A 19,478-nucleotide genomic window follows, 5' to 3' on the forward strand; every position below is an offset into this window, starting at 1 on the left:
GTTTCGACAGGCTCAACCAGCGGGGTTTCGACAGGCTCAACCAGCGGGGCCACAGGCTCAACCAGCGGGGTTTCGACAGGCTCAACCAGCGGGGGGACTAGTGCAGGCCCATAGCTTCGCGCACTTCATCCAGGATGTGGTGCACGGCGCTCTCCGCTGCCGTCGCGTCCCCGGCGGCTACGGCGGCGGCCGCTTCCTCATGGGCGTCGAGGGCCTCGGGCCGCGGCTTGAATGGCATGAGTCCCTGGTGGGTGCGGCTGGTGAGCACCTCTGCCACCATCCCTTCTAGGGACGAGAACATCTCGTTGCCGCAGCTCTTCAGCAGCAGCCGGTGGTATGCGATGTCGACCGCCAGGAATCCCTCGAGGTCGCCGGCTTCACCCAGTCGGCGCAAGTCAGCGGCCAAGGCCACCAGCTGGCTGCGTTCCGCCGCGCTGGCCCGGCGTGCAGCGCCCGCCGCTGCAATGGGTTCGACGGCGATGCGGAGTTCCGTGAGGCTGGCGTATTGCTCGGCGCGGCGCTCGGACGCCAGACGCCACCGCACCAGCTTGGGGTCGTAGACGTTCCACAGATCCGGGCTCTGCACCACGATCCCTACCCGCCGGCGTGAGTAGACCAGGTTCATCGATTCGAGGACCTTCATGGTGTCCCGCGCCACCGTCCGGGACACGCCGTACTCCTGCTGCAGGCTGTCAAGGGTCAGGCGGCTTCCGGGCGCCAGGGCGCCGGACGCGATAGCCACGCCCAGGGCGTCAAGGACGCGTTCGTGCATGGCGGGTGAAAACCCGCCGTCGTACGCGTTATCCGCGCCGTCTTCTGTCGCCGTCGACATGATCCTGCCTTTCCTCTGCGCCGAGGCGCTCCCTCCAGAGTACCGGAAGGTGAAGTCAAAGGTATGACCTGTGACACTCAAAGATAGTATCTTTGAGAGGAATTGGTGATACCTTATCTCCAGCGCAGTTCGAGTCGGGCTGCAGATTGAGCTTCTTCCACAAGCCAAAGACGTCTTCTTCGGAGGTAAATATGCAGTATCCAGCCACGCATCTGGTGGTGATGGGCGTTGCCGGTTCGGGCAAGTCCACGATAGCCGCGGCCCTGTCCAAGCACCTCGGCTGGGCATCCGCAGAGGCGGACGAGTTCCACCCGCAGTCCAACATCGACAAGATGAGCCAGGGCATCCCGCTGCAGGACGAGGACCGCTGGCCCTGGCTGCAGCAGATCCAGAACTGGATGACTGAGCAGGCGCGTGCCGGCCAAAGCACCGTGCTCACCTGCTCTGCGCTCAAGCAGAGCTACCGCAAGCTGCTGGCCGAAGCCGAAGGCCGCGTCCTCTTCCTCCACCTGCACGGCGAGGCCGACCTGCTCAGCCGGCGCATGCAGGGACGCGAGGGGCACTTCATGCCGCCCACGCTCCTGCCCAGCCAGCTGGCCACCCTGGAACCGCTGACCGCCGAAGAGCTTGAGGCCGGAAGCCTTCGCCTGGACATCACCCGCTCCCCGGAGGAACTCCTGACGGAGATTCTGGCTGCCCTCAAGCTCCCGTCCAACCAGGAGCCCAGCGCCCAATAGGCGCTCCAAACTCTTTCACCTCCCCAACCAAAATCTGTTTCAAAGGAGAACCATGACCATCGAAGGATGGACACAAACGCTGGGCGCAGGACCGCTGCTGCTCATCGCGGCCGCGGCGATCGGCGTCCTGCTGTTCCTGATCATCAGGCTGCGCATGCACGCGTTGCTTGCGCTGATCGTGGTCAGCCTCGCCACCGCTTTCGCCACCGGCATCCCCGCCAACCAGGTGGTGCCCGTCCTCATCAACGGTTTCGGGACGACCCTCGGAACCGTGGCGCTCCTCGTCGGCCTGGGCGCCATGCTGGGCCGCATCGTCGAAACCAGCGGCGGCGCGAAGGTGCTGGCCGACTACCTGATCGGCATCTTCGGTGAAAAGCGGGCCCCGTTCGCACTGGGCCTCGCCTCCCTGATCTTCGGCTTCCCGATCTTCTTCGACGCCGGCCTCGTTGTCATGCTTCCCGTGGTCTTCGCCGTGGCCCACCGCCTGGGCGGGGGAGTGCTGCGCTATGGCCTCCCGGCTGCCGGGGCGTTCTCCGTGATGCACATCTTCCTGCCGCCGCACCCGGGCCCCGTCTCGGCGTCGGCCTTCTTCGAAGCGAACGTCGGCCTGGTGACCATTGCCGGTCTCCTCACCGCCATCCCCACCTGGTACGTCACCGCCTACCTTTACGGCCTGTGGACCGGCAAGAAACTGCAACTTCCGGTTCCGGAGCTCCTCGGCCACGCCACCGCAGAAGCCGAATCCCACCCGCCGCGCTTCCGCACCATCATCGGGCTGCTGCTCCTGCCGCTCGTCCTGATCTTCATCAACACGGGCCTGAACACCTTCTCCGCCTCCGGCGTGCTGCCGGCGGACGTCAAGGACGCACAGTGGTTCCAGCTGCTGCGCGCGCTCGGCGAAACCCCGGTGGCGCTGCTCATCTCCGTCCTCGTGGCGATGTTCGTCCTCGGCGCCAAACGCGGCGTCCACAACGGCGCCCTGGAGAAGCTGCTCGAGACCTCGCTGGGCCCGGTCTGCTCCGTCATCCTCATCACCGGCGCCGGCGGCATGTTCGGCGGCGTGCTGCGCACCTCCGGCATTGGCGACGCCCTGGCAGACGTGCTGGGCAGCATCGGCATCCCGCTCATCTTCGCGGGCTTCCTGATCGCCGCCATCCTGCGCATCGCCCAGGGCTCCGCTACCGTGGCCCTCACCACCACGGCCGGCCTCATTGCTCCGGGTGTTGCCACGGCCGGACTGAACGGCATGCAGATCGCCGCGCTCGTCATCGCCGTGGCCGCCGGTTCAGTGGTGGTCTCCCACGTCAACGACTCCGGCTTCTGGCTGGTGGGCCGCTTCTTCGGCATGGACGTCAAGACCACACTGAAGACCTGGACCGTCATGGAAACCCTGATCGGTGTCATGGGCTTCGCCATCGCTGCCACCATCTTCGGCGTCGCCGGGCTGGCGGGCTAGCGTCATTTACCGCTGATCGAGCCTGTCGAGATCAAGGACCGCAGTTTCGACAGGCTCAACCAGCAGCGGGAGGCCGGCAGATCTGCCGGCCTCCCGCCGTCGTACTTGTTAGGCCTTTCGGCGCTGTCCTGCTTTTTTCGTACTTCCACGGCGGAGAACGGCGGTGCGTTTGGTGGCATTAAGACTTGCCAGGTTGCAAGGATTCTTAAACCCCTAAAACTGAAGCCGGTTCAAGAAAGTCCCAAGCTTCTTACAAGTTGCTCAGGCGAACATGTTCCAAGGGGGAGTGCGCGCAAGGCATCAGGACCGCAGCAGCAGGCGCTTCGGTTTCTCGTATCCAGCCGGGAAGGTTTCTCGGGACTGGCATAGGCAAACAACTTCGATGAGTGGTGAGGCTAGTGACCATCCCTATACAGGCCGACGTTCAACTCCGGGAAGCAACGTTGCTGGACTATACATTTTTTAGACGTGGGTCGCGGAATCGGGGCCTCAGTGCACTGCTGACAGCGCTGTTGCTTGCGCTGGGTGCTCTGGTGGTGCCGGTTACGGCGTCGGCTGCTGAGGGTGATGTTGGGGTTGAGGATTTCTCGCATTCGGGGACGGGGACGCCAACAGGTACAAAGCGGCAGACCAATGCGTTGTGGTTTAACGACGGGGTCTGGTGGGGGAACCTGTGGGACACTGCCAGCTCGGATTTCCATATCTTCCGGTTCAATGCGGCGACGAGCTCGTGGGTCAATACGGGTGTGGCGACGGAGACGCGGGCGAACACTCATCATGACGTGTTGTGGGACGGGAAGACGTTGTTTGTGGCGAGCTATCGGTTCGTTAATGACGGCCTGCCGTTTGAGCCGAACTTCCCGTCGACAATGCGGCGTTACAGCTACGACTCGGGTACGAAGACGTACACGCTGCTGACTTCTGAACGAATCCACAACAACAAGGTGGAGACCATGTCCATCGACAAGGACTCGACCGGTCGTGTGTGGGCCACCTGGCAGCAGGGGAACCGGATCTTTCTGAACGTCACTGGCACCGATGGCATAACGTGGGGGACGCCGTTCGCGCATCCTGCGTCGTTGGGCAACGTGTCGGTGGACGACACGTCGGCTGTGATCGCGTTCGGCGGAGCCGGCAACGGCAAGATGGGTGTGATGTGGAGCCGGCAGGTCGGTGACGCCACCGACGGCATGTACTGGAGCTTCCACGTCGATACGGACGCCTCTACCACCACCTGGACCTCTCCTGTGGCGGCGGTGAAGGGGCTGCGCAGCGGTGATGACCACATGAACCTGAAGTGGCTGGACTCCACGGGTGGCCAGGTCTTCGCCGCAACTAAGACCTCAAACACGTCGGCGTCCCTGCCGCTGATCCAGCTGTTGGTATTGAATGCCACGACATCAACATGGTCGGCGCACACGATCGCGACCGTGTCGGAGTGCCCGAACCGGGTGATTGTCATGATTGATGAGGCTGCGCAGAAGCTGCGCACCTTCGCCACTTATCCGAAGCCGAGCGGCACGACGAACGCCGGTGTCTGCACCAGCTCGGGTGGTGCGGTTTACGAGAAGTCCACGCCGCTGAGCGACATCAGCTTCAGCACCACGAAGACGGCCCGTATCGTGGACGCCGACCAGTATGTCCACAACGTGACGTCGACGAAGCAGAACCTCAACAGTAATGCTTCGGGCACGGCCAACAGCGGCCTGCTGGTGCTCGCCGATGTGAACGCCACAAGCCGGTACTGGCACTACTACGACTCCACCGGCGGCGGTGGCGGTACTGACACCACGGCTCCGACGGTGACAGGTACGTCCCCGGCTGCTGGTGCACCTGGTGTCGCGGTGACGGCCAATGTAACGGGAACGTTCTCCGAGGCGATGACTTCATCGACGGTCACGCCGTCCACGTTCACGTTGACGTCGGGAGCGACGACGGTGGGGGCCGCTGTGACGCACAGCGGCGGGGTTGCGACGTTGAACCCCACTGCCGATTTGGCGGCGGGGACCACCTACACGGCGACCATCAAGGGCGGTGCCAGCGGGGTGAAGGATGCTGCCGGTAACGCGATGGCGGCGGACAAGACCTGGACCTTCACCACAGGCGGAGTCACCACCGTTTCGCGGGACTTCAACGGCGACGGGCGTGCTGACCTGATTGCCCGGGATTCCAGTGGTGTGCTGTGGGACTACCGCGGCAATGGCACCGGCACCTTCCCGACGAGGATCCGGGTTGGTGCAGGATGGAACATTATGACCGCGATCAGTGCCGCCGGTGACCTCACCGGAGACGGACGCGCAGACCTGGTAGCCCGGGATTCCAGTGGTGTGATGTGGGCCTACCGCGGCAATGGCACCGGCACTTTCCCGACGAGGATCCGGGTTGGTGCAGGATGGAACATTATGACCGCGATCAGTGCCGCCGGTGACCTCACCGGAGACGGACGCGCAGACCTGGTAGCCCGGGATTCCAGTGGTGTGCTGTGGGCCTACCGCGGCAATGGCACCGGCACTTTCCCGACGAGGATCCGGGTTGGTGCAGGATGGAACATTATGACCGCGATCAGTGCCGCCGGTGACCTCACCGGAGACGGACGCGCAGACCTGGTAGCCCGGGATTCCAGTGGTGTGCTGTGGGCCTACCGCGGCAACGGCACCGGCACTTTCCCGACGAGGATCCGGGTTGGTGCAGGATGGAACATTATGACCGCGATCAGTGCCGCCGGTGACCTCACCGGAGACGGACGTGCAGACCTGGTAGCCCGGGATTCCAGTGGTGTGCTGTGGGCCTACCGCGGCAACGGCACCGGCACTTTCCCGACGAGAATCCGGGTTGGTGCAGGATGGAACATCATGAATGCACTGAGCTCATGACCCGGCTCAGCGACGGCCGTCTCGCCCGTTACCCCTTCAGCAGGGGCATCTGGGCCGCGCGGACCATCGTTTGGGCGGGCTGGAACGCCTACAACGTCCTGCGGTAGGACCGGCCAGGGGGGGCACAAACCGAACCCGCGGCATTCGTCCAGTTCGGTTTGTGTTGCACCTCCCTCGTCCTCGAACGCGAGCTGCTCACCGCCAGCGAACTCGAGGAGATCCTCCGCCCCGAGCACTTGGCGACGCCTACGACCGCGTTTTGGCCAGTAATGTGCGGTACCGCTTTGTGATCGAAGCCGGCACGTCCTAAAAAGTGCGGCAGACTGGAACCCCCAACCCGAAGGCGGACCACATTGATCAATCTGCAGCAGGATGCCGAAGGCTTCATCCGAATGAACCGGCATTTCCCGGAGAGCATCCTCGTCTCCATCACCTTTTCCGACGGCAGGGTGGAGGAGGTGTCCGGCGCGCGGCTCAACCAGTCATACGACGAAGCCCTCGCCGAATACCGCGCACAAAACCATCTGGACGCGAAGGGTTTCTCGCGTTACCCGAAGAGCCGGACCAACCCCGGAAACAAGGTTGACTTCGTGCGGGTCCAGCCCGGCATGGGGACTGCGGTTTCGACAGGCTCAACCAGCGGCGACCGCTGATCCGCTGATCGAGCTTGTCGAGATCCGAGGCGCTTGGTTTCGACAGGCTCAACCAGCGGCGACCGCTGCTCAACCGGCGGTTGTTTCGCCTGCCAATTCGGTGTCTTCGACGAGGGCCTTGATAACCTCCTTGGCCACGTCCTCGCTGGACTGCGGGTTCTGGCCGCTGATTAGGTTGCCCTCGCGCACCACGTGGCTTGCCCAGTCCGGGCCGGTTTCCACGTTGGCGCCCTTGTCCCGCAGCGCCGTTTCAACGAACCACGGCGTGTTCTCTCCCGTGCCGCCGCCCAGTTCCTCCGAGTTGGCGAACACTGTCAGCTTGCGGCCCGCGAAGGCGAACGCGCCGTCGTCGGCCGTGGCACTGAGCAGGCCCGCCGGGCCGTGGCAGAAGGGGGCGATGATCTTGCCTACGCCGTTGGCTTCCACGAGGATCCGGCCCAGATCCTTGTCCTGGAAGAGGTCCGCCATGGGGCCGTGGCCGCCCGGCAGGACCACTGCGTCGTACCCGGACATGTCGACGTCGGCCAGCACTAGCGGTGCGAAGAGGTCGACGTCGATCATCTCCAGATAGGTGCGGAAGTCTTCCGCCCTTTCCTCACTGCCAACGGCGTCTGCCTGCAGGCTGATCTTGTCCACGGTGGGCTTGACACCGCCGGGAGTGGCGAAGTCCACGTTGTGCCCGGCCTGCTGCAGGGTCCGGTGTGCCACCACCAGCTCCTCCGCCCAGAATCCGGTGGGGTGCTGGCTGTTATCCTTCATGGTCAGCGAATCGGCCGCCGAGACGACCATCAGAATGTTAGCCATTGTCCTTGCTCCTTATGTGGTTTCTTGGTTTCGACAGTGGTCGCTGATCGAGCTTGTCGAGATCTCGCGTGACCGGGGTTTCTGGTTGCGACAGGCTCAACCAGCAGTCCATTCCCTCAGCCGCAGCGGAGGTTCCTGGCCGCCCGGCTTCTGCACCAGCACCTGGTTCACGCCGGTCAGGCCGCCTTCGAAGCCGAGTGCGCTGGATGCCATGTATAGGCGCCAGATGCGGGCGCGGCCGTCAGTTGTGAGCCGCACGGCCTCGTCCCAGTTCTCCTCCAGGTTCTTGACCCATGCGCGGAGCGTCAGGGCGTAGTGCCGGCGGAGGGCTTCGACGTCGAGCACCTCGAAGCCGCCGCCCTCCAGCGCCGTCATCAGTTCCGAGAGGCTGAGCATCTGGCCGTCGGGGAAGACGTAGCGGGGGATGAAGGAATCGGGGTCGTCCTCCGTGGGCCCGGCGTTCCAGGAGATGGCGTGGTTGAGCAGCCGCCCGCCGGGCCGCAACAGACCGTGCAGCTGCGAGACGTAGCGGTCCAGCTGTTCGCGGCCCACATGCTCTGACATGCCGATGGAGCTGATCGCGTCGTACGGCCCGTCGTCGATGTCGCGGTAGTCCTGGACGCGGATGTCCACTCGGTCCGTCAGTCCGGCCTCGGCGACCCGCTTGCGGACCAGCTCGGCCTGTTCCGTGGAAATCGTGATTCCGACAACGTGCACGCCGTACCGCTCGGCGGCGTGCAGGGCAAAGCTGCCCCAGCCGCAGCCAACGTCCAGCAGGCGCTGCCCCGGCTGCAGGCCCAGCTTGCGGCAGACCAGATCGAGCTTCTCCTCCTGGGCTTCTTCCAGGCTTCGGCTTTCATCGGACCAGACTGCGCAGGAATACACCATCGACGGGCCGAGGACCAGCCGGTAGAAGTCGTTGCCGACGTCGTAGTGGTGTGAGATCGCGGCGGCGTCCCGCTTCTTGGAGTGCCTGCGGCCGTGCTTTTCCACCTTCGCTTCCTCCGGCGGGGGAGCGGGGTGGGGGCCCAGCGCGCCGAGACGGATGCCGGTTTTCAGCAGCGTCCAGAGTTCCCGCGGCGTCGGCGGGCTGAATGGGCCTGGTTCGGCGAACTTGCCGGCGGAGCTCAGGGCGGCGAAGGCCTCGAAGATGTCGCCGTGTGCGGTGATTTCACCGGCGACGTACGCCCGGCTCAGGCCCAGCTGCCCTGGCGACCAGAGGATCCGCCGCAATGCCCGTCGGGATGTGAACTCGATCAGCGGCGCATCAGGGGGGCCCGCTTCGGAGCCGTCCCATGCCCGCAGCCGGACGGGGATTTCCTCGGTACCCAGGACGATGCCCAACGCCGTGGCTAGTCTTGGTGCCGCTCCGGTCGTCTTTGCCATCCTCGTTGCCTCTCGTCGGGTGCCCCAGTTCGACGGTCTGCGCCATTACAGTCCCGTGGCAATAACGTACACAAGCCTGCCTGCACCGGACAGTGAGACAAACTTGTCTCGTTGTGTCCGCCCGGTGTGGCTGGGGCTAGATTCCGTCCCGCTCCACGAATTCGCCGGAACCCTGCCCGGTACGCCGGAAGTTTCCGGCGCCCTCGATACGTTTCGGCGAACTCGGCCCAACCTGAGAGGTCCCCGGCGGCGCTGGCCCGAATTTCTCCACTCTGGACCGGCAATCCGGGCGGTGGGATGCTGATCGCACATACCGTCGGAGAGGGAGGCTGATATCGCCATGGACGACTCGCCGGAGACGCGCCAACGGCTGTCCGACCGCATCGAAGAGAAGCAGTCAGCACTCCGCTCCTACCTGGAACGGCTGCGGCCGCGCCGGCACAAGCTGACGGAATTCAGCGTCGCCGGGAGCGTGCTGGCCGCCATGCTCACAGCTGGTCCGGCGTTCGGAGGCACAGGATTCACCGCATCGGTCCAGGGCATATTCTCCCTGGACGACGCTTCCGTGGTGTGGCGGGTCCTTTGCTTGGGAGCGGTGATTCTGTCCGTCGGGGCCGGGCTCGCCACGAACTTTGCCAATTCCCAGGCTTTGGCCGAAAAGGTCACAGCAGCGGAGACAGCAATCGCGCAACTGGAGGGGCTGCAGCTGTCCCTGGGCTTCGGCCACATAGCGATTGACGAAGCAATGATGCTGTACAAACAGTTTGTCTCCCACGTTCCGTTCGTGGCGGAGGTGCCGTCCCGCTGAGCTGTCCTTTTAAGGAACGCACGACGGCGGGTGGCTGGCAGGAATGCCAGCCACCGCCATCCGCCGGCTAAGCAAAGCAGCGGCTGCCCGTCATCGCGCTGCTTCACTCAGTTCACCCCGCCGTCGCTAGCCCGTAACCCGGGCCGTCAAACATGGGCCCCATGACTGCTCTCTCCCGCCGTAACGTCCTCAAAGGTGCCATCGCCGCTGCCGGTGCCGCCGCCGTCGCCCCTTCACTGGTTGTCCCAGCGCACGCGGCCGGCCCCGCCGCGGTTCCCCTGGTCCGCAACCGCCTGACCCTCCCGTCCGGCATATCCACAGGCGACGTCACCACCAACTCCGGCGTCCTGTGGTCGCGTGCGTCAGGCGCGGGCCGGATGGTGGCTAACCTGCTGGCGGTGGACGAGGACGGGTCCCCGCTCCGCGGCAGCCGCGCCTTCCGGCGGGTCCTGCGCGGCACCACCGCCAGCGACGCCACCGACTTCACCTCGAAGATCCACGCGCGCGACCTCCCCTCGGGAACCCAGTTCGCGCTCACCATGCACTTCGAGGACCCGGACGGCAACGCCGGCGACGCCGCCCGCGGCTCATTCAGCACCGCCCCCGGTTCGAAGGCCAACAGCCGCTGGTCCCGCAGCGGCGGGACCGAGCGCGGCCAGAGCTTCGTCTGGACCGGGGACACTGCAGGCCAGGGGTGGGGCATCAATGAGGACATCGGCGGCATGCGCGGGTACGCGGCCATGCTTGCCATCAAGCCGGACTTCTTCATTCACTCGGGCGACACCATCTACGCTGACGGCCCCATCGCCGCCCAGGTCATCGAGCCCGACGGTCAGATCTGGCGCAACCTGGTCACCGAGGAGGTCTCCAAGGTGGCCGAAACCCTTGAGGAGTACCGCGGCCGGCACCGCTACAACCTCATGGACAAGAACATCCGCGCCCTCTACGCCGAGGTCCCGGTCATTGCCCAGTGGGACGACCACGAAACCACCAACAACTGGTACCCCGGCGAAATCCTCACCGACTCCCGCTACACCGAGCGCCGCGTGGACGTCCTCGCCGCCCGCGGCCGCCAGGCCTGGCAGGAATACCAGCCCATCGCCCAGCTCAGCGACGGCAGCACCGGATTCGAACCGGCCCGCATTTACCGCAAGATTTCCCGCGGCCCGCAACTGGACGTCTTCTGCCTGGACATGCGCACCTTCAAGGACCCCAGCACCGACGGCAAGGAAACGCGCCTCACCCACATCCTCGGCCAAGAGCAGGCCGACTGGCTCATCCGTGAGGTCAGCAAGTCCAGAGCCACCTGGAAGGTGATCTCCGCCGACCTCCCGCTCGGCATCATCGTCCCGGACGGGCCGGCAGCCCAGGAATCCCTCGCCAACCACGACGCCGGTGCCCCGTTGGGCAAGGAGCTCGAGATCGCGCGCGTGCTGTCCGCGTTCAAGCGCAACCGGGTTAAAAACGTGGTGTGGCTCACCGCGGATGTGCACTACTGCGCCGCCCACCACTACTCGCCCGAGCGTGCCGCCTTCCAGGACTTCGACCCCTTCTGGGAGTTCGTCGGTGGCCCCATCAACGCCGGAAGCTTCGGTCCCAACCAGATGGACGGCACGTTCGGTCCGGAAGTGGTCTTCTCCCGGGCCGGCGCCTACGCGGGCGAGTCCCCGCGCAGCGGCGAAAGCCAGTACTTCGGCCACGTGGACCTTGGCGAGGACGACGTCTTCTCCGTCACCCTCCGCAACGCCAACGGCATGGTGATCTTCCGCAAGGACCTGAACCCGGAGCGCTGAGCGCGCTCCACCGGCGGCGCCCGGCTCAGTCGACGGTAACATCGGGCTGCTCTACGGTGCCGGGAGGCTGGTACTTGATCTGCGCGGCCTGCCGCATTGCGTCCATCGTTTCCTCGACCGTCAGGAGCACCGTGGTTTCAAATGAGCCCAGCGCTCCGCCTCCGCTGATTGCCAGTGCTACCGCCGCCATGGACACGTTATCCGGAGCCTCCCAGAGGTTGTAGCCGTCGTGGGTCCCGAAGGCGTACCAAAATCCGTGGAGCTTCCCGCCGACCGATTCGATGTAGGCCTGTGCGGCCTTTCGACGGTCTTCCGGGTTGCTGATCAGCCTTGCCCACGTTTCCCGGGTGTAGCTGAACCTAGACAGATAGAGGGGCATGGTCGCGCCTTTCGTTCGCCGTCGGAAGCGGGATTCACCCAGAATGGCAGGCTGCGCTGCGGCCAGCAACGGCCAAATTTCTCGCCAGCGGGGGTGCGGTTCAGACGGGTAGTCACCCGGCCCGTCCGGTGGGAGGATTCCAATATGAGCGAGTTCCTTCCGGACCATGGCCCGCACCTGCACGCACACGCGGCACCCACGACCCAGCAAATGCGCACCGTTGGCCAGCGCCGCCGGGATGCCGAAGAGAAACTGGAACAGCATCTTCAGGAAGCCCGCCACAAGGACCATCCACAAAACGATGAGCCGCTCACACAGGCTGGCGGTCCGACGGCGGACGGCCAGGGCGTTGCAGGTGCCCAGGAGGGCGGCGGACTGCCCGCCGGAGAAGGTGTGGATCCGAACCCGGGGCGGTAGGTTTCCCTCCCCACCGGCGCCCTAACCTCGCAAGCTCGGCCAGGGGACCCAGCCGGCGTGGGTCCAAGCTCAACCACCGGGGCGGGCTGTCAACGGTCTTTTCGTGGGCAGAATGATGCGTGTCACATTTCGGTCGAGGACGTAATCCGGCATCTCCTCTGCAAAAATGGCGATGTCATGTGCGGGAGGTCACAAGCAACGGCGCTTGAGGCCTCCCGCGCAATGCCCTGGGGAGGCAAGGATGTCAGGAATCAGTTTTACGGCCATCGACTTCGAAACGGCCAACAGCCACCGCGGCTCGGCATGCGCCGTCGGCCTGGTGAAGGTCCGGGACGGGCACATCGTGGACACGGCGTCGTGGCTCATCAAGCCGCCGCCCGGCGTCGACGACTTTGATCCCATCAACGTGGAGCTCCACGGCATCGCCGAACCGGACGTCCAGAACGCCGCCGACTGGGAGATGTCCCTCGAGGGCATTCTGCAGTTCGTCTCCGAGGATCCGATCGTGGCTTTCGATGCCGCCTACGACGCCTCCGTAATGCGCAAAGCCACCGAGCACCAGCATCTGGACCTGCCAGCCAAGGACTTCTACTGCGCGCTGCACCTCGCGGAAGACCACCTGACCCTCCCGCGGCACCGCCTCAGCGACGTGCTGGCCGCGCTGGATCTTCCGCCCGTTGAGCGCCACGAACCGCGGTCCCACGCACTGGCCTGCGCCCAGATAGTGCTCGCCATCGCTGCCACACGCGGACTCACCACTCTGGCCGAGATCTGGGAAGGGCCGACGACGGCGGTCGGCAAGCGCCGCCGTGGCCGGCGCGTCCGCACCGACGCCGACCCTGAGGCTGAATCACCCAGCGCCACACCTGGGGGACCGGATGCCGCTGAGGGGCGTGATGAGCACGGGGGACCGGGCGAGCCCGACGCCAACCTCGCTGTGGTGGTGCCAGACGCCGTTCCGCACCTGATTGCCGACGGCGGCGGCACCGCTGAGGCCGGCACCGCTGAGGCCGGCAGGGTTGAGGCCGGGACCGCTGAGGCCGGCAGCGCTGACCTGCTGCAGCTGAGCCGGACCGAGGTTGAGCGCCCCGACTTTGAGCGCTCTGACATTGACCGCATTGAACCGGACGCGACTGCCAAACCGAGAGCCGCGAAGCGCGCCTTCAGCACCGCAGCGGGACTGGTGCTGTTCGCGCTGGGTGTGGCGGCCGCCGTCGGGCTCGCCTACCTCACGGGACTCACCATCCGGTACTTCGCCGCCGGCCAGGCCGTCACAGCGGCACTCACACTCGCCGCAGCCGCGGCCACCATGTGGGCGATCTGGGCAAGCATCACCCGCGGCTGGCACCGGCTCCGCCCCGGCAACTGACCTGCCGCGTCTCCGGCCTGCCGCCGCGGGTTCATTCTTCCCGTCTGCGAGAATGCTCGTGACCGGGGACGGGCGCGGTATCGGCTCCGCCCCCAGCTCATCGAGGCCTCGCGGCCGGGGAAGGCGGACACTCATGCCCATGTGGGCCCAGGCACTGTTTTGGGGAACTCTGGCCGGCGGAGCGCTGGTTCTCGGCTCGGGACTGTCCTGGAAATGGAACATCCCCGCCAAGCTTGTCTCCTCGATCATGGCGTTCGGCGCCGGCGTGCTCATCTCCGCGCTGGCGTTCGAACTCGTGGACGAGGCTGTGCAGGGCGGGGGACTCTGGCCCACGGTCCTCGGCTTCCTTGCCGGCGCGGTAGTCTACGTTGGCGCCAACGCGTTGCTGGCCCGCTCCGGAGCCAGACACCGGAAGCGCTCCAAGGACCAGCAGCCCTCCGAAAAGGACGAGCCGGGCAGCGGCACGGCCATCGCCGTCGGGGCACTCCTGGACGGCATCCCTGAATCGGTGGTCCTCGGCCTGGGCCTCGTCACTGCAGGAACGGTGAGCCCGGCCATGCTCGCCGCCGTCTTCATCTCGAACGTCCCGGAAGGGCTGTCCAGCACGGCAGGCATGAAGAAGGCCGGGCGCGGCGCCAAATACGTCTTCGGCGTTTGGGGCGGCATCGCCCTGCTCTGCGGGCTCGCGTCGCTGATCGGCTACACGGCGCTGGAAACCGCGCCCGACAGCGTGGTCGCCTTCATCACCGCCGTCGCCGCCGGCGGTATCCTCGCCATGCTCGCGGACACGATGATCCCCGAGGCCTTCGAGGAGCACCACAACCTCACCGGCCTGGTGGCCGCCGTGGGCTTCCTCTCCGCCTTCACCATCCACCACGTTGGCGGCTAGCTGGTGACCCCGACGACGGGTGGCCGGCGACGCTGGCGTCCACCCGCCGTCGAGCTTTAACGGCCGGTCCGAACGGACCGGTCAGACAGCCGTGACCGTGACAGTCCTGGTGGCGAGAACCTTCGACGTGATCCAGTGCAGGAACTGGACGCTGATAATGTACTTGCCGGGAGCCGGAGGGCGCAGCAGAAAGTCGAACTTTTCCGCGGCACCGGATTTGATGGTGTTGGTCAGGAGCGGCTGGCCCGCGATCGACGGCTGCACCGCGGGGCCCGTGGGCCTGGGGGTGGTCCAGAAGGGCCGTCCGTCGTGAGCGACCAGCTCGGCGATCCTGGCTGGCCTGCCCGCCGCGTCCGTGATCGTGGTCAGTGTGGGGAAGTAATCGACGTTCACCATGCGGATCAGCGTCGGATACTTGCCGTTCCGAACAACGTTGGCCCGCATCTGGGAGACGGCCCAGACTCTGTCGTCGCCTCTTGGCCGGCTGGGGATGTTGCCGCCGAGGAGGAAGAAGTGCTTGGGCTCGAAGCGGTTCAGCCCGGCATCCTCACCGTTGAGCCCCGCCGCATGGTTCAGTTCATGCCACCGCGGATCGAGGGAGTAGGGCGCAAGCAGGGTTTCCGTGGCGATGTCATAGAGCGGACCTTCAAAGGTGTGGCGGCGTGTCCCTGCCGGTGCGGGCATAACTGGATTGGCCGGAGGGTCGACGACGATCGCGCCGAACATGCCCATCTGGACGTGGAGCGGGGTGTTGACGTGGCAGTGGTAGAAGTAGGTTCCCGCCGAGCCGCGGTTGGGGTTGCCGCGTTCGGCAACGTCCGCCCTCCACTGGTACGTGTAGTGCCCCGTGACCTCGAAGGACGTATGTCCCACGCCGTCGTTCCGCGGGTCCGGTTCGATGCCATGCCAGTGGATGGTGTGCACCCTCTGGCTGGGCTTGATGGTCGCCTGGAACAGTTGCCCCTCCTGCATCCGCACCGTGGTCCCGGGGATCTGGCGGCCCAATTTGTTGCCCTCGAAGCTCCACATCTCATGCTCGGAGCCGTCAGGGAACGTGAACTTTCTGTTGAAGAAGTCCATCTCGACGAACACGTCAGGCTTCAGGGCAAACTCGGTTTCCGGGCTGCCCTCATGGGGCTGGTCCGACGAGAAGTCCACCTGGCTCCTGAAGGTGTGGTGTGAATCTTCGGCCGTAGGCGGCGTCCCTTGCGCCGGGGCGGGCTGAGCGGCCAGCACCCAGTCCGCCACCATCCCACCGGGGTATAGCCCGCCGCGCGCGGTCTGGGACGGCTCTGCATGGCAGTGCATGGGGTAGGTCCAGTCCTCTGTCCTCGCGTTCCATACCTGATCGATCACCTCCGGCGGCCGCCTGACCGGAAGTATGGCCTCCTTGCGTTCCAGCGGCTGCAGCTGGACGGTGTCCTCCCACTGCTGGAGTTGCACTTCGCCCTGGGCAGATACCCGGCCGTTGGACCTTGGAAAGTCGATGCCGTTCGCGCGGACGGTCCACACATGGTTGCCGTGGTAGTGGAGCTGGTGGTCCGCGATGCCGGCATTGAGCATCCGCATGAGGTGCCCGGTGCGGATGGCCCCGGCTGACGGGGAGGCGCTGAAGTTGCGCACATCCGTCTCGCGGGGGTGGCCTGAAGGAAGCGTGTCCTGATGCCGCCGCTCGTTGAACTCCAGATCATCGGTGACGGCCAGCGACTGGAACCCGGCGAACCCGTTGAGTGTGAAATAGTTCGGAACCGCCGGAACGGCCAGCGGATCCACCGTCTGCCCTCTCGAGGCGATGCGGGCCCAGTTGGAGTCCACGTCATGGCACAGCCACAGCCACTGGCGTTCGAACTCCGCGGCGCCCGGGGCCAGCCGCCAGGCATTGCGCGGGTCGATCACCACCAGGGCCCCGTACAGGCCAAGTGTTCTTTCCACGGGCTGGTTGCCCGGGTCGGTGTAGACGTAGGTCCCGGGCAGGGGCGCCGGAAACCGCAGCAGCTTCGATTTTCCCGGCGCGACCGGTCCAGAGCCGACGTCGGCCCCGCCCGGTCCGGCACTATGGAACCGCATCTCGTGCGGCTGCGCGAGGTTGTTATGCACCATGATTTCGATGGTGCTCCCGGTCTCCGCTATCAACGTCCGGGGCGGAAAGAAGCTGGCCCAATACCCCCGCCGGGCAAGGATCTGCCGGGGGAATGCCGGGTCCGGCCGCAACGGCGCGGGCCTCCCATGCGGCGGCACAGGAGCGCCCAGCGGGTACGTCCTGCTGGCAACCACCCGTCCGTTGGCGGTGATGACCCTCGGGCTCATGGCCACCGCCGGGTTCGGATCGTTTAATGCCGTGCGGCGTTCCCCGAAGCCACGGTGGTAGACCAGTGATCCGTCCACCATAGGAACGAATCCGTCGTTGATGTGGATGTCCAGAATAGCCACGCCCGACCTCCCAGTGTGCTGGGGACCGGAGCTAAATTGAAATGCAAGTCCACGTTCGCCCCCAATTGCGCTTTCAGACTGCCCCCATGGTTATGGCTGGAGCCTAGGGAAAGCTTGGGACCGCCGCCGACAAGGCTCATGTCCTTACATGGGCCGCACCGGCGGCGCTGTTCACGCCCCTAAGTTACGACGCCGGTATCCAGCGGTGCGGTCCGCCCGGCGGCTGCCTCAAGCCGCAGGTCGAGGTCAGTCATGACCACTGCGGCCAGGTCCCGCAGGTTTGCACTGTCCTCGCCGGTCATGGTGCGGGGTTGGAAGTCCAGGATGCAGAGGGTGCCCAGGTTGTAGCCGTTCCGGGTCTTGAGGGGAGCGCCGGCGTAGAATTTAAGGCCGAACTCGCCAGCGACCAGCGGATTGAGCAGCGTCCGCGGGTCCTCCGGCGCGTTCTCCACCACCCAAAGGTCGTCCTGCAGGATTGCCGACGCGCAGAGCCCCGGATCCCTGCTGATCTGCTCCACGTCCAGTCCGTGGTGGGACTTGAACCAGATCCGGTCATGATCGACGATCGACACAATGGCCACCGGCACCGAGAACAGCCTGGCAGTCAGGGCAGTGATCCTGTCGAAGGCGCCGTCCGGGGGAGTGTCGAGGATGCCGTAGCTGTGCACGGCCTCCATCCGGGCTTCCTCGTCGGCGGGAACGACGGTGGCGTCAACCTTGTGCTTTCCGCGGCTGCTCAGCGAGAGCTCATACAGGGCCTGGCTCACCTCGGTGGTCGACGGCCTGTCCTCCGGGTTCCGTGCTGTCATGGCGGCCAGGAGGAGCCGCCACTCAGGCTCGACGTCGTCAGGGATGTGGGGGTCGTCCATCAGGCGGGCGAGGGCGCTCTGCAGGGGGTCGCCCGGGAAGGCCTGCTGTCCGGTCAGGGACTCGAGCAGCACCAGCCCCAGGGAGTACACGTCACTTGGTGGTCCCAAGGGCTCGGCCTTCGCCTGCTCCGGGCTGAGGTAGCCCGCGGTGCCAAGGAAGCCGCCGTCGTGCAGGTCCTGGGCGTCAGCCATGAGCGCGATGCCGAAATCCGTCAGTTTTGCGTGCATCCGGGCGGTGTCGTGCTGGTAGTCGAAGACCAGGATATTGCCCGGTTTCACGTCCCGGTGAACCACGCCACTTTTATGGATGTAGGCCAAGGCATCCGCCACGTCGTAGCCGATCTCGGCAGTATGGCGGGAGGACAACGGGCCTTCGGCGAGGCGGCGCTTGAGATCCGGGCCTTCCACCAGCTCCATCACCAGGTAAATGCGGGTGCGGCCGGGCTCTCCCCGGTCCACGCCGGCGTCAAGGAGGGTGATCAGGCTGTGATGGTTCAGGGCCGCCAGGACTTTGACTTCGGCGTCATCGTCCCGTGCTGTTTCGTGAGCCGCGTTGCTTCTGTTGATGACTTTGAGGGCCACCTCGCGCTCGAGGGACTCGTCGACCGCCCGGTACACGTTGGCCATGGCGCCGGAACCGATCTGTTCCACCACCCGGTACCTTCCGCCGATGACTGCGCCTTGTGCAATGCCGGGTTGTACGGCCATGAGGTACCTTTGATTTCCCGCCGGGCCCCCGGGGCCGGCGATATTCGTGCGTTGAAGCGGTGCGACAGCAGTGTGTGCCAGATGCAGAGTTTTGAGTACACCGAAAGAGCCGACTTGCATCGGCTCTTTCGGTGGTTTGGCCTAGATGAGGCTGGGGGCGCTGGCCAGGATGTAGTCGGCGGCTGCCGGGCCGGTCATGGCCAGCTCGCAGTTCTCCGGATCGATGCCGCGCTCCCTAACGGCTGTGAACAAGGAGTCGGGGGCGGCTGGCTGCAACTCATGAATCAGGCACCAGCTGGTGTAGAGGCCATAGAGCTCGTCGGGGCCGAGGACCGTGTCGGTTTCCCGCTCGGTAGTCAGGGCTTCGGCGATAAATGAGTGAAACTGGGTGGCATCCATTTTGGCTCCTCTGAGGCATGCACATTGATCCGCCGTTTCTGCTTCAGCGATAACGGATCTCTGCCCATAGCGGCCAGCGATCTACCTGAAATTTATGCGAGACAGACTGTTCTGTCTAGTTGAGCCGGTCACACGCAGACCATTGTCCGGGACTTCGCTACCGGAGGGTACGCCAGGGCTCTGTCGGGTGCATCTGGTGGTGCCTGAAACTGACTGGGCTCGTTGCGATCCCGCCCTGGGCTAGCAGGGAAGGCTGCACCTCGGGGGCCCGATTTGCGCGGGCCTCGGGGGCCGTGTAGAGTCTTTCGAGTCGCCGCCGCTGAAGCGGAAAGATAGCGACCGACCCCCTTTCTAACAGCCTGAAAATGGCGCACTGAACTGTGTGCCGCGGACGGGCCGGGGACCTTCCTGCAAGCGGAAATCGCGGAAACGCTGGTTTGCAAAGCTTCGCCGGACCGGGTAAGTTTGAAAAGTTGCTCCGGAGCGATCCTGAACGGAAGTTTGGGTGGTGCCGGGTGTGTCTGTTGTTTGAGAACTCAATAGTGTGCCAAGTTTGTTGATACCGATTTTTTATTAAATTGGTTGAATTTGCCGGGCCTGCCACCTCCGTGGTGTGGTCTGGTGTTTTTGGCTGGTTTCAAATTTTGTGCAGCCTGGTTCCGCGTTATTTCCGTGG

General features: G+C 65.2%; 16 protein-coding genes. 9 read left to right on the forward strand and 7 right to left on the reverse strand.

Features of this window, described 5'->3' with window-relative positions:
• Window positions 1–97: 97 nt before the first annotated feature.
• Window positions 98–832, reverse strand: coding sequence for a FadR/GntR family transcriptional regulator (locus QFZ33_RS07200; RefSeq protein ID WP_307026136.1), 735 nt, complete (start codon window positions 830–832; stop codon window positions 98–100).
• A gap of 191 nt (window positions 833–1,023) precedes the next feature.
• On the opposite strand from QFZ33_RS07200, the gene QFZ33_RS07205 reads away from it, so the two are divergent.
• From QFZ33_RS07205 to QFZ33_RS07220, 4 genes are all read left to right on the forward strand, one after another.
• Window positions 1,024–1,569 (forward strand): gluconokinase, encoded by a 546-nt coding sequence (locus tag QFZ33_RS07205; protein WP_307026138.1) that lies wholly within the window; start codon window positions 1,024–1,026, stop codon window positions 1,567–1,569.
• A gap of 52 nt (window positions 1,570–1,621) precedes the next feature.
• Window positions 1,622–3,025: a GntP family permease gene (locus QFZ33_RS07210; RefSeq protein ID WP_307026140.1), complete on the forward strand. Its 1,404-nt coding sequence runs from the start codon at window positions 1,622–1,624 to the stop codon at window positions 3,023–3,025.
• A gap of 638 nt (window positions 3,026–3,663) precedes the next feature.
• Window positions 3,664–5,898 carry an FG-GAP-like repeat-containing protein gene (locus QFZ33_RS07215; RefSeq protein ID WP_307026142.1) on the forward strand — a complete coding sequence of 745 codons (2,235 nt, stop codon included), beginning with the start codon at window positions 3,664–3,666 and terminating at the stop codon, window positions 5,896–5,898.
• A 353-nt stretch (window positions 5,899–6,251) separates the two neighbouring features.
• Entirely contained in the window at window positions 6,252–6,551 is a 300-nt protein-coding gene (locus QFZ33_RS07220) for a hypothetical protein (RefSeq protein ID WP_307026144.1), read from the forward strand.
• A gap of 69 nt (window positions 6,552–6,620) precedes the next feature.
• Here the strand turns inward: QFZ33_RS07220 and QFZ33_RS07225 are convergent, their stop codons facing one another.
• Together QFZ33_RS07225 and QFZ33_RS07230 are read right to left on the reverse strand one after the other, a co-directional pair.
• The gene (locus QFZ33_RS07225; protein ID WP_307026146.1) at window positions 6,621–7,355 is read right to left on the reverse strand and encodes a type 1 glutamine amidotransferase domain-containing protein; all 735 of its coding nucleotides are present in this window, start codon (window positions 7,353–7,355) and stop codon (window positions 6,621–6,623) included.
• Between the two features lie 96 nt (window positions 7,356–7,451).
• On the reverse strand, window positions 7,452–8,741 hold the full coding sequence (locus QFZ33_RS07230; protein WP_307026148.1) for a class I SAM-dependent methyltransferase: 1,290 nt from the start codon (window positions 8,739–8,741) through the stop codon (window positions 7,452–7,454).
• A 340-nt stretch (window positions 8,742–9,081) separates the two neighbouring features.
• On the opposite strand from QFZ33_RS07230, the gene QFZ33_RS07235 reads away from it, so the two are divergent.
• Window positions 9,082–9,549, forward strand: a complete 468-nt coding sequence (locus QFZ33_RS07235) for a hypothetical protein (protein WP_307026150.1) — start codon at window positions 9,082–9,084, stop codon at window positions 9,547–9,549.
• A gap of 152 nt (window positions 9,550–9,701) precedes the next feature.
• A complete protein-coding gene (locus QFZ33_RS07240; RefSeq protein WP_307026152.1) occupies window positions 9,702–11,342 on the forward strand; it encodes an alkaline phosphatase D family protein in 1,641 nt (546 codons plus the stop codon).
• Window positions 11,343–11,367: 25 nt separating this feature from the next.
• On the opposite strand, the gene QFZ33_RS07245 is transcribed toward QFZ33_RS07240, so the two are convergent.
• Window positions 11,368–11,721 carry a GYD domain-containing protein gene (locus QFZ33_RS07245; RefSeq protein ID WP_307026153.1) on the reverse strand — a complete coding sequence of 118 codons (354 nt, stop codon included), beginning with the start codon at window positions 11,719–11,721 and terminating at the stop codon, window positions 11,368–11,370.
• Between the two features lie 144 nt (window positions 11,722–11,865).
• Here QFZ33_RS07245 and QFZ33_RS07250 point away from each other — a divergent pair, with 144 nt between their 5' ends.
• The 3 genes from QFZ33_RS07250 to QFZ33_RS07260 all read left to right on the forward strand — a co-directional run bounded on the left by QFZ33_RS07250 (window position 11,866) and on the right by QFZ33_RS07260 (window position 14,396).
• Window positions 11,866–12,138: a hypothetical protein gene (locus tag QFZ33_RS07250; RefSeq protein WP_307026155.1), complete on the forward strand. Its 273-nt coding sequence runs from the start codon at window positions 11,866–11,868 to the stop codon at window positions 12,136–12,138.
• A gap of 241 nt (window positions 12,139–12,379) precedes the next feature.
• A complete protein-coding gene (locus QFZ33_RS07255) occupies window positions 12,380–13,507 on the forward strand; it encodes a hypothetical protein (protein ID WP_307026156.1) in 1,128 nt (375 codons plus the stop codon).
• A gap of 133 nt (window positions 13,508–13,640) precedes the next feature.
• On the forward strand, window positions 13,641–14,396 hold the full coding sequence (locus QFZ33_RS07260) for a ZIP family metal transporter (RefSeq protein WP_307026158.1): 756 nt from the start codon (window positions 13,641–13,643) through the stop codon (window positions 14,394–14,396).
• 81 nt (window positions 14,397–14,477) lie between these two features.
• Here the strand turns inward: QFZ33_RS07260 and QFZ33_RS07265 are convergent, their stop codons facing one another.
• The 3 genes from QFZ33_RS07265 to QFZ33_RS07275 all read right to left on the reverse strand — a co-directional run bounded on the left by QFZ33_RS07265 (window position 14,478) and on the right by QFZ33_RS07275 (window position 18,802).
• Window positions 14,478–16,826 carry a multicopper oxidase domain-containing protein gene (locus QFZ33_RS07265; RefSeq protein WP_307026160.1) on the reverse strand — a complete coding sequence of 783 codons (2,349 nt, stop codon included), beginning with the start codon at window positions 16,824–16,826 and terminating at the stop codon, window positions 14,478–14,480.
• A gap of 179 nt (window positions 16,827–17,005) precedes the next feature.
• A complete protein-coding gene (locus QFZ33_RS07270; RefSeq protein ID WP_307026162.1) occupies window positions 17,006–18,403 on the reverse strand; it encodes a GAF domain-containing serine/threonine-protein kinase in 1,398 nt (465 codons plus the stop codon).
• Window positions 18,404–18,544: 141 nt separating this feature from the next.
• Window positions 18,545–18,802: a hypothetical protein gene (locus QFZ33_RS07275; RefSeq protein WP_307026164.1), complete on the reverse strand. Its 258-nt coding sequence runs from the start codon at window positions 18,800–18,802 to the stop codon at window positions 18,545–18,547.
• Between the last annotated feature and the right edge of the window lie 676 nt (window positions 18,803–19,478).

Source organism: Arthrobacter globiformis, from assembly GCF_030815865.1.
Lineage (GTDB): Bacteria > Actinomycetota > Actinomycetes > Actinomycetales > Micrococcaceae > Arthrobacter > Arthrobacter globiformis_B.

Excerpts from the sequence above, each read along its gene's own strand:
- QFZ33_RS07200 (WP_307026136.1), bottom strand. The coding sequence starts at position 832 with ATGTCGACGGCGACAGAAGACGGCGCGGATAACGCGTACGACGGCGGG.
- QFZ33_RS07205 (WP_307026138.1), top strand. The coding sequence starts at position 1,024 with ATGCAGTATCCAGCCACGCATCTGGTGGTGATGGGCGTTGCCGGTTCG.
- QFZ33_RS07210 (WP_307026140.1), top strand. The coding sequence starts at position 1,622 with ATGACCATCGAAGGATGGACACAAACGCTGGGCGCAGGACCGCTGCTG.
- QFZ33_RS07225 (WP_307026146.1), bottom strand. The coding sequence starts at position 7,355 with ATGGCTAACATTCTGATGGTCGTCTCGGCGGCCGATTCGCTGACCATG.
- QFZ33_RS07230 (WP_307026148.1), bottom strand. The coding sequence starts at position 8,741 with ATGGCAAAGACGACCGGAGCGGCACCAAGACTAGCCACGGCGTTGGGC.
- QFZ33_RS07235 (WP_307026150.1), top strand. The coding sequence starts at position 9,082 with ATGGACGACTCGCCGGAGACGCGCCAACGGCTGTCCGACCGCATCGAA.
- QFZ33_RS07240 (WP_307026152.1), top strand. The coding sequence starts at position 9,702 with ATGGGCCCCATGACTGCTCTCTCCCGCCGTAACGTCCTCAAAGGTGCC.
- QFZ33_RS07245 (WP_307026153.1), bottom strand. The coding sequence starts at position 11,721 with ATGCCCCTCTATCTGTCTAGGTTCAGCTACACCCGGGAAACGTGGGCA.
- QFZ33_RS07250 (WP_307026155.1), top strand. The coding sequence starts at position 11,866 with ATGAGCGAGTTCCTTCCGGACCATGGCCCGCACCTGCACGCACACGCG.
- QFZ33_RS07255 (WP_307026156.1), top strand. The coding sequence starts at position 12,380 with ATGTCAGGAATCAGTTTTACGGCCATCGACTTCGAAACGGCCAACAGC.
- QFZ33_RS07260 (WP_307026158.1), top strand. The coding sequence starts at position 13,641 with ATGCCCATGTGGGCCCAGGCACTGTTTTGGGGAACTCTGGCCGGCGGA.
- QFZ33_RS07270 (WP_307026162.1), bottom strand. The coding sequence starts at position 18,403 with ATGGCCGTACAACCCGGCATTGCACAAGGCGCAGTCATCGGCGGAAGG.
- QFZ33_RS07275 (WP_307026164.1), bottom strand. The coding sequence starts at position 18,802 with ATGGATGCCACCCAGTTTCACTCATTTATCGCCGAAGCCCTGACTACC.